The following is a 12,851-nucleotide window of genomic DNA, read 5'->3' on the forward strand; positions in this document are numbered from 1 at the left end:
CCCCATGCATTTTTAAATGAGTCCCAACCTTTTTCCCGCCGACAGAAATGCCTCTAGTGCCCTTTGCAGTTCTTCCGGTTTATGGGTGGCCATGACGGTAATCCTTAAACGGCTGGTGCCTTCCGGCACCGTAGGCGGACGAATGGCCGGCACAAACACGCCCTTTTCCGCCAGGGCTGCCGCAAGGACCATAGCGCGGTGGGCATCCCCTACCATCAGGGGAATAATGGCTGATGCCGTGGGCAAAACCCTAAAGCCCATTTCTTTTAAGCCCCTGTAAAGCCACTGGACGTTGGCGTGAAGCTGGTCGAGAAGGTGGGGTTCTTCTTCCAGGACTTCCAGGGCCGCCGTGGCCGCAGCAACTACTGGCGGGGAAGGGGCGGTGGAAAAGATAAAGCTGCGGGCGCGGTTGCGCAGGTAATCAACTAAAATGGCATTACCGGCTACATACCCGCCCTCACTGCCGAGGGCCTTGCTTAAAGTGCCCATTTGGATGATGCCCCGGCCTTCCAGGCCGAAATGTTCCACCGTCCCTGCCCCCTTCTTGCCCAAAACCCCGGTGGCATGGGCGTCGTCTACCATGAGCAGGGCCTGGAACTCTTCGGCCAACTGCAGCAATTGGGGCAGGGGAGCTATATCTCCGTCCATGCTAAAAACCCCATCGGTAACGATGAGGCACCGTCGGTGTGATTTGCGTTCGGCCAAGAGAATATCCCTTAGATGGGCTGTGTCCCTATGGTGGAAAACTTTAACCGTGGCCCGGCTCAAGCGGCAACCGTCGATTATGCTGGCATGGTTTAACTCGTCGCTGAGCACCAGGTCTCCCCGTCCCACCAGGGCCGAAATCACCCCCAGGTTGGCCAGGTAACCGGAACTAAACACAATGGCATCTTCCGTACCCTTGAACCTGGCAATGCGCTCCTCCAACTGGCGGTGCAAGACAAAATTACCGCAGGTCAGGCGGGAACCTCCGCTTCCCGTCCCCCACCTTTCCACCGCTTCTACGGCCGCAGCCTTGACACGGGGATGTTGGGCCAGGCCCAGGTAATTGTTGGAGGAAAAGAGCAGTACTTCATGTCCGTTTCTGATCGTTCCTGGTCGCGGGGGCTTCTCCAGTGGTCCGGGTAACCGGCGATAAAGGTGGCTCGCCTTTAACAGCTCCAGTTCTTTAGCTAGAAAATCAACCAAATCTATCCCTCGCCTGGCAGGTTTATTCACTATTGTAAACTGCTATTCATTATCGATGTTGACATTTCCTGTATAGGAAAAGCCGCAAACAGCGCCTATCCTGGGCATACCCGCAGCATTCGATTATAGCTCCTACCTATATTTCGGTGTATCAGTATTCTAATTGCAGATCCTCCAGCATTTGTATGTCCTTATTAGCACCCTGGCCCGGCGTCGTCAGGTAGTTTCCTATAAGCATCCCGTTTAACCCGGCGATAAAGCCCAACGGCTGCAGGCTCCTCAGGTTGACCTCCCTGCCACCTGCATATCTTATGTTCTTGTCCGGCAAAATGAACCTTATTATGGCGAAGGTCTTAATTATTTCCATTGCTGATAAAGGTTTTGCGCCTTCTAGCCTTGTACCTTTAATTGGATTTAATATATTTACAGGTACTGCGTCCACATCCAATTCTTTTAACAAAAACGTATGCTCGATACGCTGTTCCATGGTTTCGCCCATGCCGATTATCATGCCGGAACAGACTTCCATTCCCGCTTCTTTAGCATATCTGATGGTCTCAATCCTCTCGTCATACGTATGGGTTGTAACTATATTATGGAAAAAACTCCGCGCCGTTTCCAAATTGTGGTTATAGCGCTCCACCCCTGCTGCCGCTAACTTTTGGGCCGCCTTCCTTGTGAGGGTGCCAAGGCAGGCGCACAGTTTAAGATTGGTCTTCTCTTTCATTTTTTTAAATGCTCTTATGATTGCCTCGAACTCTTCTTCATCGCCGTTATACCCCAAACCGCTGGTAGCTATATCACAGTGTTTAGCTCCGTTCTTTTCCTTTTGAATGGCCTGTTCTACAATCTCGTCTTCGCTCATTAAAGGGTAACGACTTATATCGGTGTTATGATGGGCCGACTGCGAGCAAAATGCGCAGTCTTCAGGGCAATTGCCCGATTTAGCGTTGATCACCGAACACAGGTCTACCTTATTGCCGGCAAATTTCTCCCTTATCTCACTGGCAAATCCGCACAGCAAAAATATATCGCTGCCCCTGGCCTTACCCAGCAGGACGGCTTCTTCATATGTAATATCCCCACCTGCCAGTATCCTGTCACCGATCCTTATTATGTCGGAATAATATTGTCCCATATAAACCCCTCCTGTTCTTTCTCTTGATCATATAAGACCTTTTGATAATTGTCAACTTAAAATGATGTTTTGGTTTACAAATGGCCGCTCTCGTTCCAGCAGGCTTTTAATCGGCTGAGGCCGGCAATGATCTTCAGGCAGGTGGACTTACCGTCGCCGTTGGGTCCGGAGAGACCGGTGAGCTTGCAGGTGGGGTAAATTCATTCAGGTCCCGGGTGAAGCCGAAGGTTCCTAACCCAGATCGGGAAAGGCGTCAAGGTTAAATAACTCCGAAAGGACAAAAAAATACCCCCTCCGTGGAAGTATTCTAGAAGGGGCAATCCTTTGATGATCACTGCCTGGCCTCTTTAGGCTTTATAACTCACCGCTACAATAAACCCTCCATCGGTGCGGCCTTCCTTAGCGGCGGCAGCCTCGATGGCCATGGCCTCTTCTACTTTCGTGCCATCAAAGTCGGGACCGAAGAAGAGAACGGCTTTACCCTTAACGTTTTTACCGGGCATGGCAGCCAGAAGTTCGGGCAGGGTATAAAATTTTGCATACCGGAAGAGGCTGTCTGGCTCCCGGGCGGCCCGGGCTTCATAATGGCGGCTCCAGAGGCTGTTACCGCCGATGAGGCCGATGACCATTCTACCCCCCGGCTTTAGCACGCGGTAACCCTCCGCCAGGGCGGCCTTCAAATCCGGAGCAAATTCCAGGGCCGTAACCGAAACTATCTTATCAAAGGTGTTATCGGCAAAGGGTAGATTCATGGCGTCGGCATGGAGAAATTCGATTTCCAGCCCGGCTGCAGCGGCCTTGCGCCGCGCCGTGGCCAGCATGGGTTCGGAAATGTCTATACCGGTTACCTTTACCCCCAGCCGTGCCAGTTCTAAGGAAAAATTGCCGGTACCACAGCCGACATCGAGAATATGTTCACCAGCCCGGGGTTCTAAATAAGCATATACAGGCTCTTTTTCCACGCGGTCCACCAGGGCCCCCAGGGGACGCCTGTACCAGTCGTCATAATCGCTGGCTTTATGATCAAAAATTTCAGCCATTGCTGAGCTCCCCTTTCCTTAATTTATGGTATACCATATTCGCCATTAACGTCCGTTTTCCTTTTTGTACTTTGTCTTTCTTTACCTAAAATGTCCATAAGAAAAGGACCCTTGCGGGTCCTTTGCCAAGCCAGCTTTAAGCCAGCTCCTGATTGACAATAACCTGGTCTGCATCCAGCTGGACTTGATACTGACCTTTGTGAAAGCCTCGTTCCAGCAGCCACTGGGTCAGGTGTTTGCCTCCTATTTCCCCGATTTTACCATGGGCGGCGAGCCTTAATTTTAAATTAGACGGGTCCTCGCTCTTCTTTAAAATTAACTTCTTACCGTCAACGCCAATCATAATGTATTGACTGCCGCGCAAATGCTGGAAGGCAGCACCGCGGAGCCGGATACCGTTACTGGATACGCTTAAATCACCTTTGGCGTTACGATTAAACCGACGGGCACGATAAATTTCCACTAACATCAAACCCTCCTCTGGATAATTTCAGGTTTGATGTTAGTATTACCCAATTAAGCCTGTAAAATACCTTCTGCAATAAACCTTAATTAAAGTTTATCGATGTTGATAACCTAAATGCCGTCCAATTTGCAGGGCAACCTGAACAACAGCGGTAGCCAGTTTTCCTGCCATCAACTCTGGCGGCATCCGGTTCGCCGGACCTGCAACACTTACGGCGGCTATCACTTTATTTTCATGGTTAAACACAGGTGCGGCAACGCAACGAACCTCTTCTTCCCTCTCCCCGTGATCCAGGGCAAAGCCCTGCCGGCGAATTTTACGCAACTCTTCCCGCAGCTGGAGGGGGTCGACTATTGTTGCAGCCGTATAAGGGAAGAGGGGAACTTCCTGGAGGAACATGTTTAACTGGTTTTCACTTAAATAGGCGAGGAGGACTTTTCCTGCGCCGGTACAGTAAGCCGGGGCGCGGGTACCGGGGCGGGCCAGCATCTTGATGATGTTACTCGACTCGACCTGGTCAATATAGACGACTTCATATTTATCCAGGATCGCCAGGTTGGCCGTTTCATTAAAATCGTCTACCAGCTGGTGTAATGCCGGCCTGGCTATGGCCCGGATGTCCAGGCTGTAAAGGGCGCGGTTGCCAATCTCAAAGGCCCGGATTCCCAAGCGGTAACGGCCCTGGTAAGGTTCCTGCTCAACCAGACCATGGGCCGCAAGGGCATTTAACAACCTGTGGACAGTACTTATATTCAGCCGGAGTTCTGCACTGATGGCCGAAAGCATCATGGGGGAGCCTTCCCGGGCCAGGGTATCCAGGATGGCCAGGGCCCGGTCAACGGCCTGGACTCCCTTTGTTTTATTAACCCTGGTCACCGGTATGTCCCCCCCATGTAAAGATTAACACCTCGGTCGCCAATGAACCAGAAACTCCGCTCATACAACTCGAACAAAGCAGTGTTCTCAATTAGCTGAGCAGGATCTTCCGGGCAAATTCGTCCTGGACGTCGGTGATAAAAGGAATGCGGGTTTCAGCCTCAGTTTCCCGGTTAGCGGAAGCAATATCATTCCTGGTGATCTGATCCAGGGAGAATTTGCGGGCTCCGGCCATTAATTGCTGCAATCCTGCCGTCAGTTTATCGGCCAGGGTCCAAAAGGCAATGGCCCCGTAAGGAATATTTTTCATTTCTTCAGCGCCGACTTTCTTCTGAACATCATAGTAGCCGGCAAAAATCTCCTCAGCTTTCGTACCTAATTCGGCCACAGTTTTGGGTAGACTATCCCAATTACCGTTGACTTTGGCGCGTCGTTCGGGATGGAGTACGCCTTCAATATTGGACCCGACAAAACCGGGAATCATTAAGGCTCGTCCCATACATACCAGCTTAACGTAGGGCGCCCCCAGAGCTAGAGCTTTGAAAATATGGTCTTCCCTGGCCAATCCGCCGGCAAAGGCCATATCGACAACCTTCTTACCCCTGGCAGCTAAGAGGCTGGCATATTCATAGGCTTTAGCATGAAGCAGAATGGAGGGAACGCCCCAGGTTTCCATCATGTTCCACGGGCTCATTCCGGTACCGCCGCCGGAGCCGTCTACGGTAAGCAAATCAAGTTGCGCATCAGTAGCGAGCTTGATGGCCATAGCCAGGGCTTCCATACCATAGGAACCGGTCTTCAAGGTAATGCGCTTATAGCCCAGCCCACGGAGGTACTCAATGGCTGTCATAAAGTTTTCTCTTACCTGTTCAAAGCTGGTGAGATCTGTATAACCCAGGCGGCTGTGGCGGGCGAATGATTTGAGGGCCCCACTCTTAAAGGCCTCTTGCACTTCCGGAACGGTCGGATCCGGATCGACTACATAGCCCCTGTTCTTTAAGAAGATAGCATAGTCGAGATCGGTAACCTGAATTTCTCCGCCGATATCCTTGGCGCCCTGACCCCACTTCAGCTCCAGAATGACTTTATCGCCGTACTTCTCAATGACGTATTCGGCAACACCGTTGCGGGTGTCTTCTACGTTCATCTGGACAATAATGGCACCATAGCCGTCATAATACTTCAAATAGGTCTGAATACGCCGATCCAATTCCGGGGCTTTAACAATCCTACCATTTTCAATAACGGCTTCCTTGTCAATCCCGACGACATTTTCCCCAATAACAATCGGGATGCCCACTAAGGCAGCACCGATAGCAAAAGAATCCCAGTACTTGGCGGCGATAAAGGTGGAACCCAACGCTCCCGTCATGATCGGGGCTTTGACTTTGGTTTTAACCTCACTACCAAATTCGGTTTCGACATTTACATTGGGGAAAATACAGTCGTCAGCACTATTGGAGAGGCCCTTTGTCAGGCCGTATGCGCCGTAGTTGTATCCCAGGATTCTCAGGGAGTTATAAGAAATTCCTACATGGGTTGTGTTTGAGCTTCCGGCCGTAACAATACCAAAATCCCGGGGATAGAGGAGCTTGCGCCCAACAAGACTGGACATCCAGGTCTCGCATTTCCCCTGGCAATCTGCCCGGCACAATGTACATAAACCTGATTCTGCCGGATTACCGCGGTTAACGGTCCCCAGGACATCATTTTGTTTGGGCCACTGAATCATAGCTTTTGTCCCCCACTTCCAATAGATTTTGCTTCCACCGGTCTTGATGTTCATTATCATACGGTGAAAGTCGCTTTCGCAGCCTCCGGTTTTAATTTTAGTAGGGGGAATTTTGCTTGTCAACGAAAGGTTCTTTCACTATGTGAAAAAAGAGAAGCACCCAGAATCTTGTATACAATAAATAGCTGATTAAAACACATTTAACCTATGAAACCGAATTTCATCTTATTAAATCATTACCTGCGTACCCTAAACGTTTAGACATTTCCCGGGCTACACTAAGGACGATGTCTACCAGCTCATTATTTAAATAATAATTCGTAATCCTGGAATCGGGTCCGGAGACACTGATGGCGGCTACAACTTTACCTTCATGGTTACGAATAGGCGCAGCCACGCAGCGGACATTTTCATCCCTTTCCCCCAGGTCAATGGCATAACCCTGGCGCCGGATGCGCTGCAGTTCCTTTTTTAGGATGGCTACATCGGTAATTGTCTCACTTGTATACTGCTCCAGCTGGACGCCGGCAAAGAGCTTATCCAGCTCGTCGTCACTTAATGAACTGAGGAGCATTTTGCCGGAACCGGTGGCGTGGGCCGGGCCACGGCTGCCCACCCTGGCAAACATACGGACAATGACGATATTGTTGGATTCCACCTGGTCGATGTAAACTACGTCCCGGCCGTCGAGGATGGCCAGGTTGGCTGTTTCATTGCAGCGTCGTACCAGTTCTTCCAGGAAAGGCCGGCCGATGGTTTGCAGATCCTGGGCATAGAGGGCGGTTTTACCCATGGCAAAAAGTTTTAAGCCCAGTTTGTAGCGGCTTGTTTCGGGTTCCTGCTCGATGTAACCCTTGACGATAAGGGTGCTCAGTAGACGGTGGACGGTGCTTATATTTAACTGGACTTTTTCGGCCAGGTCGCTAATGGCCATGGGTACACCGGCTTCGGCCAGGGCATCCATAATGGCTAAAGCCCTTTCTACTGCCTGGACGGTCTTGCTCTCTTCACCATTGGTTTTTTCTCTGGCCATATGAATGATCTCCTTGAAAGTAATATGAGGGGCACTTGTCGATAGTTGTTTTTTAAATGATGAAAAAGGTTTTCACTATGTTTTAATTTTAGTTCGCTCTAGGGAGACATGTCAAGAGAAAAATAAAAACCCGCTGCCAGCGGGTTATTTGCGAACGGCAAGATCGCACTGGATCATGCCCTCATAACATTCGTTGCACAGGAACTGGCCGCAGGTTGGACAGATGCGCATGTCAGGGGGATTGGTTTCCAGGCAGTCATAACAGTAAGCAGTATCGCAATGGTGACAGATAATACCCTCCACGTTTCTGGCCTTACAGCGGTCACAAACAGGAATCTTCATAACTGACCGCACCTCCTTCTACATATTATTATTACGCTGTGATGCTGTAAAGTTCCTGCCGGTAGCCATCAAGCCCCGTAAAAACGAAAAGCTCCTGTGAAGGAGCTTTTCAAACCTTAATTTGAAGTCTACCGTCAAGCCGCTATTAACCGACCATGCTTAGTACTTTTTCTCCTGCGGGAGCCAGCACCTGAACGATGTCGTCGTTATTCAACAGGCAGGCGTTGGCTTCGTCGGTATCGACGTGGAACTCAAGACGGTAATTGGGATGGACACGTACCAGGACGTTCTGGAAGACCAGACCGCGTTCGCCCCCTACCTGCACATTAACCCTATCCTTATCCTTCAGACCATAACGCCTAGCCTCATTAGTGGGCAAATGAATATGGCGCAGGGCCATGATGACGCCGCGATTAAGGGTTACTACCCCTGCTGGTCCGACGAGGACACATCCGGGAGAACCTTCATGATCTCCTGAATCGCGAACGGGAGGGTTAACACCCAGTTTAAAACAATCGGTTCGGGATAATTCCACCTGCGTGTATGAACGGAGGGGACCGATGATCCGCACCTTTTCCAGCACACCCTTGGGCCCCACTACAGTAACTGTTTCTTTGGACGCAAATTCACCCGGTTGGACCAGATCCCTTACTTTCGTTAGTTCGTAACCTGGTCCAAAGAGAGCCTGGAGATGTTCTTTGGTGAGATGCACATGTCGCCCGGATACGCCTACCGGCACTTCGAGCAGAATTTGTGACATTTTAACTCCTCTCCCTTACTCTTCCCGGACGCCCATAACAACCATTCGGGACGAAATATCTACCATTCACCCTCATTATAGAACCGTTCGGCGGAAAAAGCAAGGGGAAGGTATATATTCACAATCTTAAATTTATCAGGCTTCCTTTTTAGCCGGCTTATTCTTTAAAAAACAACCCCGGCAGTGCCCCTGGCAGCTGCCGACCAGGAGGGTCCGGCAGCGGGGGCAGCGTACCTGCCGGGGATCATGCACCGGGTAGCCGCACCGGGGGCATTTCTGGGAGCAACTTGTTACCATTTCTTTTTCCTCCTTACCGGCTGGCTTAAATCAGAATCTGGGATATTATTCCACCTATTAAGAAGGCCAGGATGAGGATTGCTGGCCAGATGATGATGCCCTCCCGCCAGCCGCGCTCTTTAAAGATTACCAGGGCAGATGCAATGCAAGGAACAAAGATGGTGATGGTCACCAGGGCCACCAGGGACTGGGGCGGCGTCAGAGGGAGGCTGTATAGACCGGCAGCCCCGAAATCACGGCGAACAAAACCCATGATAAAAGCAGTAGCCGTTTCTTTAGGAAGCTGCAGCCAGTTGACGGTAAGGGGCGAAAGCCAATTTTGCAAAGTATCTAAAAGGCCGGTAACCTGCAAAATACCGATGAGAAGGGCACCGCCGGCAAATAAGGGGGTGGCTTCCTGGATAAAGTTCCTGGTCCGGGTTGCCGTCTTCTTCAGGACATTAACCGGCTGGGGCAGCCTCAGGGGCGGTATGTCAATTAAAAGATCGCTGGGTTTCCCGGGCAACAGCCGGTTTAAAACCGTCCCGGCGAGAACCAGAATGCTGGCCACGATGATGACATACAGGAAGGTATAGCCGGGTCCCAGGCGTCCCAGCATGCTGGTGATTACCGCCAGCTGGGCTGAACAGGGTATGGCCATGGCCAGCAAGAAGGTGGCAATGCGGCGTTCCCTTGGACTGGCCAGCAAACGAGTGGTTATGGTAGCCGCGGTGACACAGCCAAAGCCCAGGATTATGGGAATAATCCCGCGACCATTTAATCCCAGGCGCATGAGCACCCGGTCCACCAGGACGGCTATCCGGGGCAGGTAACCGGAATCCTCCAGGGCCGACAGGCTCAGGTAAAATCCTAGAACCAGGGGAAGCAGCAGGCCCAGGATATAAGTTACCGTCATGGTAAGGATACCAAATTCACCTATTAAAAGGGTTCCGGGGATGGAAGAAGGTGGTATTATGGAACCAATAAAATTACGGATAAAGGGTTCATAATAGCCCTGCATGATGTTTTCTTCAGTGATGCCCACTACTGTCTGGGCCACAAAGACACCGATAAATTCGTAGAGTATCCACAGGGTTAAAACTAGCAGCGGAATACCCGTGAGGGGCAGCATCATCCAGCGGCTGAGGAGGGTGCTCCAGGAAGCCCCGGCGTTAGTTTCCTGGACCACTGCCGCTACTATGGCATCAACCCGGCGCCGCCGGGCCAGGTAGATCTCCTCTTGCCTGTCCATGGGTTTCACCCGATGGCGGGCGGCGACAAAGGGGTCACCTTCAAGGATAAGTAAAGCTTCCGCCCGGCTGCGGGTCTTCTTTTCTACGAGGGGTAACATTGCATCCAGCTCGGGCAGGCTGTGGCCTTTGCGGGCGCGGGCAACGGCCTGTTTGACTTCTTCAAACCCTTGCTTTTTTATTGCTACCGTAGGGATAACGGGTACCCCCAGCAGCTCCTCCATTTTCTGAACATCGATCTTGATTCCCTGGCGGGCGGCTTCATCGATCATGTTCAGGGCGACTACCATGGGAATACCCATATCAATGATCTGCTGGGTGAGGAAAAGGTCCCGGTCCAGGTGGACGGCATCAACGACGTTAATGACGACGTCGGCTGCCAGGATGACATCCCGGGCCACTTTTTCTTCTTCATTAAAGGAAGAAACGCCGTAGACGCCGGGCGTGTCCAAAATAAAGTCATTCCCTACCCGGGCATGACTGATTTCCAGGGTGGTGCCGGGAAAGTTGGAAACATCCACGTAAAGGCCGGTGAAGGCGTTGAAAAAGACCGATTTGCCGACATTGGGATTACCGGCCAGGACTATCTTGCGGGCGTCCGGGGGTATATTTAACTCACGGTTAAGATCGTGGCAGGCCATAGGCACGCCTCCTTGCCGGGGATTTGACCGGGTGCGGGGCAGTGACAGGTTCAACGGTAATTTTTTGCGCCAGGCCCCTGCCGATGGCTATTTCCTGACGGTTTTTGGCCACGATAATGGGGCCGCCGGGAATGACACTGGTACAGGTGATGAGTTCCCCTTCACTGATGCCGAAACGGATGGCCTGGGCGCGAATGCCCCGCCCCGGCAGGGCGAGGATGCGACAACGCTGTCCTTCCCGTGCTTCATCCAGGGTCATGGTCTTTCCCTCCCTGCAACCAATTTTTATGCATGAATCCTTGCTTGATGCCGTCCAAGTAAATGATAAAGATTATCAATGAACTTCTATAAATATCTTAGGACAAATGAGAATCAATGTCAATGGGGTGGCAAAGAAAAAGGCTCACTTTTTGGTGACGCCTTCGCGGCTGATAACGCAGCGGATGTCTTCAGCCACAGGTAAGTGATAGGACTGGCAGAGCTGGACCAGGCGGGAAGTTGTCCGTTCTCCCAGGTAATCTTCCAGGGCCTTTAAGTCAAGGTTGCTGGTTATTACTGTCGGTAGTTCGTTGATTAAACGATAGTTTATCAAGGAATAAATTTTATTACATGTCCACTCGGTATAATTATGGGCGCCCAGGTCGTCGAGGATCAGGATAGCCACTTTCCGGGCCGTATCGATGAGTTCCAGCTCCGTCTGGCTGCCTTCTTGAGGCCGGCGGTCATAGGTGGCGCGAATGGCATCCAGCAAATCAGGAACAACGGTAAATAGAACTTCACGGCCGGCAGCCGTTAAAGCATTGGCAATGGCAGCTGCCAGGAAGGTTTTGCCGCTCCCTACAGGTCCGAAGATAAAGAGACCGCGGCCGCGAGTTTCCTGGCGGTAGGTGGCGACGAAGCGCCGGGCTGCTTCCAGACAGCGGCGGGCGCTTTCGTAGTAAGTGGTACCTGTAAGTTCGTCGTTTAAGGTCCGGGAGTAATACTTAAGGTCAAAGTTCTGGAAGGTATAGCGGCTCAACTGGGGTGCCAGGTTAGCTGCCCTTAAGCGGTTTTGCCAGGCCTTTTGCTGCATACAGCGGCAACGATAAGCCAGGCCGTCGCGGATGATAAGGCCCCGGTCCTGGCAAAGGGGACACTGGAAAGCCGGTAACTCCACTGGTCCTTCCTGGACTTTATTTTTCGTAATTAATTGAGGAGGAATATGTATCCTTTCCATGGGCTGGCCTGTAACCCTCCCTTAACCTTACGGGTTAAGCCGGTAGAGCTCGCGGTATTTATCCTTCCGGGTGGAAGAGCTGGAAGGGCGGGTAGAACGGGTTTTCTTTGTTTTTAGTTTTTCATCGTAGGCCATAGCTTCGGCAACGGTACGGATATTATGGCGTTGCCAGTCCTTTAAAATGGAGTCAATATAACGGAAGTTAAGGATGCCACGCAATACAGCCCGCCGCAGGGCTTCCTGTAATAATTCGATGGGCACATTATCATCCTGGCACCAGGCTTTGAGTTGCTCGCTTTCCAGGGGAGACAGGGGGCGGCCGAACTCCTTTTCAAAGGTCCGGTACAATTCTCCCTGGCGGGCTGCACTGGTCTCCGTTTCCTTTTGTGCTTCTGTAACTGTTTTGTAATCATCCATAGCTACTTGAATTAATTTTGTCCAGAGGGGTGTAAAGGAAAAGATATTTTGCCACCGGCCCAGGGAAGGATGGAAATAGGGTTCGACAGCCAGAAGCTTTTTTTCAATAATAGAAGCGATTAGATTCTTTACTTCTTCACTATCCAGGTTCATATACTGGCTGATTTTTTCCGGGGTGGGAAAACGTTCATCTTCCACCTGGCGCCAGTGCAGGAGATGGATTAAGACCATCATTTCGGCTTCTGTCAGGCCCAAGCGGGCGTAAAACTTGACGAGCAGGTCAGGGATAACCAGACTGCCTGCTTCTAACAAGGAGGCCGCCAGTATCTGGTATCCATCGTTGCTGGTCATCTCTCTTCCTCCCCCCGGTAACTCCTAGCAATACATCTATTATATCATCTCCAATACTCCTGACCAAATATAATCAGGAATTATTAGGGGCATTGCTCATAGCTAATTATGGATTATAATTATCT

Annotated in this window: 15 protein-coding genes; all 15 read right to left on the minus strand. The window is 51.2% G+C overall.

The window, feature by feature from the left end; translation table 11 throughout:
• Positions 1 to 12 precede the first annotated feature (12 nt).
• The 15 genes from bioF to MCACP_RS06785 all read right to left on the minus strand — a co-directional run bounded on the left by bioF (position 13) and on the right by MCACP_RS06785 (position 12,726).
• Positions 13 to 1,218 carry an 8-amino-7-oxononanoate synthase gene (gene bioF / locus MCACP_RS06715; RefSeq protein ID WP_406678563.1) on the minus strand — a complete coding sequence of 402 codons (1,206 nt, stop codon included), beginning with the start codon at positions 1,216 to 1,218 and terminating at the stop codon, positions 13 to 15.
• Positions 1,219 to 1,339: 121 nt separating this feature from the next.
• The gene (gene bioB / locus MCACP_RS06720; RefSeq protein WP_406678564.1) at positions 1,340 to 2,326 is read right to left on the minus strand and encodes a biotin synthase BioB; all 987 of its coding nucleotides are present in this window, start codon (positions 2,324 to 2,326) and stop codon (positions 1,340 to 1,342) included.
• Positions 2,327 to 2,400: 74 nt separating this feature from the next.
• Complete coding sequence (locus MCACP_RS06725; RefSeq protein WP_406678704.1) at positions 2,401 to 2,526, minus strand: ATP-binding cassette domain-containing protein; 126 nt, start codon at positions 2,524 to 2,526, stop codon at positions 2,401 to 2,403.
• Positions 2,527 to 2,673: 147 nt separating this feature from the next.
• Positions 2,674 to 3,366: a class I SAM-dependent methyltransferase gene (locus MCACP_RS06730; protein WP_406678565.1), complete on the minus strand. Its 693-nt coding sequence runs from the start codon at positions 3,364 to 3,366 to the stop codon at positions 2,674 to 2,676.
• A 136-nt stretch (positions 3,367 to 3,502) separates the two neighbouring features.
• The gene (locus tag MCACP_RS06735; protein ID WP_406678566.1) at positions 3,503 to 3,829 is read right to left on the minus strand and encodes a hypothetical protein; all 327 of its coding nucleotides are present in this window, start codon (positions 3,827 to 3,829) and stop codon (positions 3,503 to 3,505) included.
• A 96-nt stretch (positions 3,830 to 3,925) separates the two neighbouring features.
• Positions 3,926 to 4,708 (minus strand): IclR family transcriptional regulator, encoded by a 783-nt coding sequence (locus tag MCACP_RS06740; RefSeq protein ID WP_406678567.1) that lies wholly within the window; start codon positions 4,706 to 4,708, stop codon positions 3,926 to 3,928.
• Between the two features lie 91 nt (positions 4,709 to 4,799).
• A complete protein-coding gene (locus MCACP_RS06745; RefSeq protein WP_406678568.1) occupies positions 4,800 to 6,440 on the minus strand; it encodes a glutamate synthase-related protein in 1,641 nt (546 codons plus the stop codon).
• A gap of 220 nt (positions 6,441 to 6,660) precedes the next feature.
• Positions 6,661 to 7,473 carry an IclR family transcriptional regulator gene (locus tag MCACP_RS06750; protein ID WP_406678569.1) on the minus strand — a complete coding sequence of 271 codons (813 nt, stop codon included), beginning with the start codon at positions 7,471 to 7,473 and terminating at the stop codon, positions 6,661 to 6,663.
• 144 nt (positions 7,474 to 7,617) lie between these two features.
• Positions 7,618 to 7,815 carry a hypothetical protein gene (locus MCACP_RS06755; protein ID WP_406678570.1) on the minus strand — a complete coding sequence of 66 codons (198 nt, stop codon included), beginning with the start codon at positions 7,813 to 7,815 and terminating at the stop codon, positions 7,618 to 7,620.
• Positions 7,816 to 7,960: 145 nt separating this feature from the next.
• Positions 7,961 to 8,575, minus strand: coding sequence for a phosphate propanoyltransferase (pduL, locus tag MCACP_RS06760; protein ID WP_406678571.1), 615 nt, complete (start codon positions 8,573 to 8,575; stop codon positions 7,961 to 7,963).
• 135 nt (positions 8,576 to 8,710) lie between these two features.
• Complete coding sequence (locus tag MCACP_RS06765; RefSeq protein ID WP_406678572.1) at positions 8,711 to 8,872, minus strand: hypothetical protein; 162 nt, start codon at positions 8,870 to 8,872, stop codon at positions 8,711 to 8,713.
• Between the two features lie 25 nt (positions 8,873 to 8,897).
• Positions 8,898 to 10,742: a ferrous iron transport protein B gene (gene feoB / locus MCACP_RS06770; RefSeq protein ID WP_406678573.1), complete on the minus strand. Its 1,845-nt coding sequence runs from the start codon at positions 10,740 to 10,742 to the stop codon at positions 8,898 to 8,900.
• Entirely contained in the window at positions 10,723 to 11,001 is a 279-nt protein-coding gene (locus MCACP_RS06775) for a FeoA family protein (RefSeq protein ID WP_406678574.1), read from the minus strand. Before MCACP_RS06775 ends, feoB begins: the two co-directional genes overlap by 20 nt.
• 144 nt (positions 11,002 to 11,145) lie before the next feature.
• On the minus strand, positions 11,146 to 11,898 hold the full coding sequence (locus MCACP_RS06780; RefSeq protein ID WP_406678575.1) for an ATP-binding protein: 753 nt from the start codon (positions 11,896 to 11,898) through the stop codon (positions 11,146 to 11,148).
• A gap of 87 nt (positions 11,899 to 11,985) precedes the next feature.
• A complete protein-coding gene (locus tag MCACP_RS06785) occupies positions 11,986 to 12,726 on the minus strand; it encodes a DnaD domain-containing protein (protein WP_406678576.1) in 741 nt (246 codons plus the stop codon).
• Between the last annotated feature and the right edge of the window lie 125 nt (positions 12,727 to 12,851).

The organism is Neomoorella carbonis (assembly GCF_045278715.1).
In the GTDB taxonomy this organism is placed as follows: Bacteria; Bacillota; DSM-521; order Neomoorellales; family Neomoorellaceae; genus Neomoorella; species Neomoorella carbonis.

Bases quoted from the DNA above. Each gene is read 5' to 3' on its own strand.
- feoB (WP_406678573.1), bottom strand. From the start codon at position 10,742: ATGGCCTGCCACGATCTTAACCGTGAGTTAAATATACCCCCGGACGCC.
- bioB (WP_406678564.1), bottom strand. From the start codon at position 2,326: ATGGGACAATATTATTCCGACATAATAAGGATCGGTGACAGGATACTG.
- pduL (WP_406678571.1), bottom strand. From the start codon at position 8,575: ATGTCACAAATTCTGCTCGAAGTGCCGGTAGGCGTATCCGGGCGACAT.
- MCACP_RS06775 (WP_406678574.1), bottom strand. From the start codon at position 11,001: ATGACCCTGGATGAAGCACGGGAAGGACAGCGTTGTCGCATCCTCGCC.
- MCACP_RS06785 (WP_406678576.1), bottom strand. From the start codon at position 12,726: ATGACCAGCAACGATGGATACCAGATACTGGCGGCCTCCTTGTTAGAA.
- MCACP_RS06730 (WP_406678565.1), bottom strand. From the start codon at position 3,366: ATGGCTGAAATTTTTGATCATAAAGCCAGCGATTATGACGACTGGTAC.
- MCACP_RS06755 (WP_406678570.1), bottom strand. From the start codon at position 7,815: ATGAAGATTCCTGTTTGTGACCGCTGTAAGGCCAGAAACGTGGAGGGT.
- MCACP_RS06750 (WP_406678569.1), bottom strand. From the start codon at position 7,473: ATGGCCAGAGAAAAAACCAATGGTGAAGAGAGCAAGACCGTCCAGGCA.
- MCACP_RS06745 (WP_406678568.1), bottom strand. From the start codon at position 6,440: ATGATTCAGTGGCCCAAACAAAATGATGTCCTGGGGACCGTTAACCGC.
- MCACP_RS06765 (WP_406678572.1), bottom strand. From the start codon at position 8,872: ATGGTAACAAGTTGCTCCCAGAAATGCCCCCGGTGCGGCTACCCGGTG.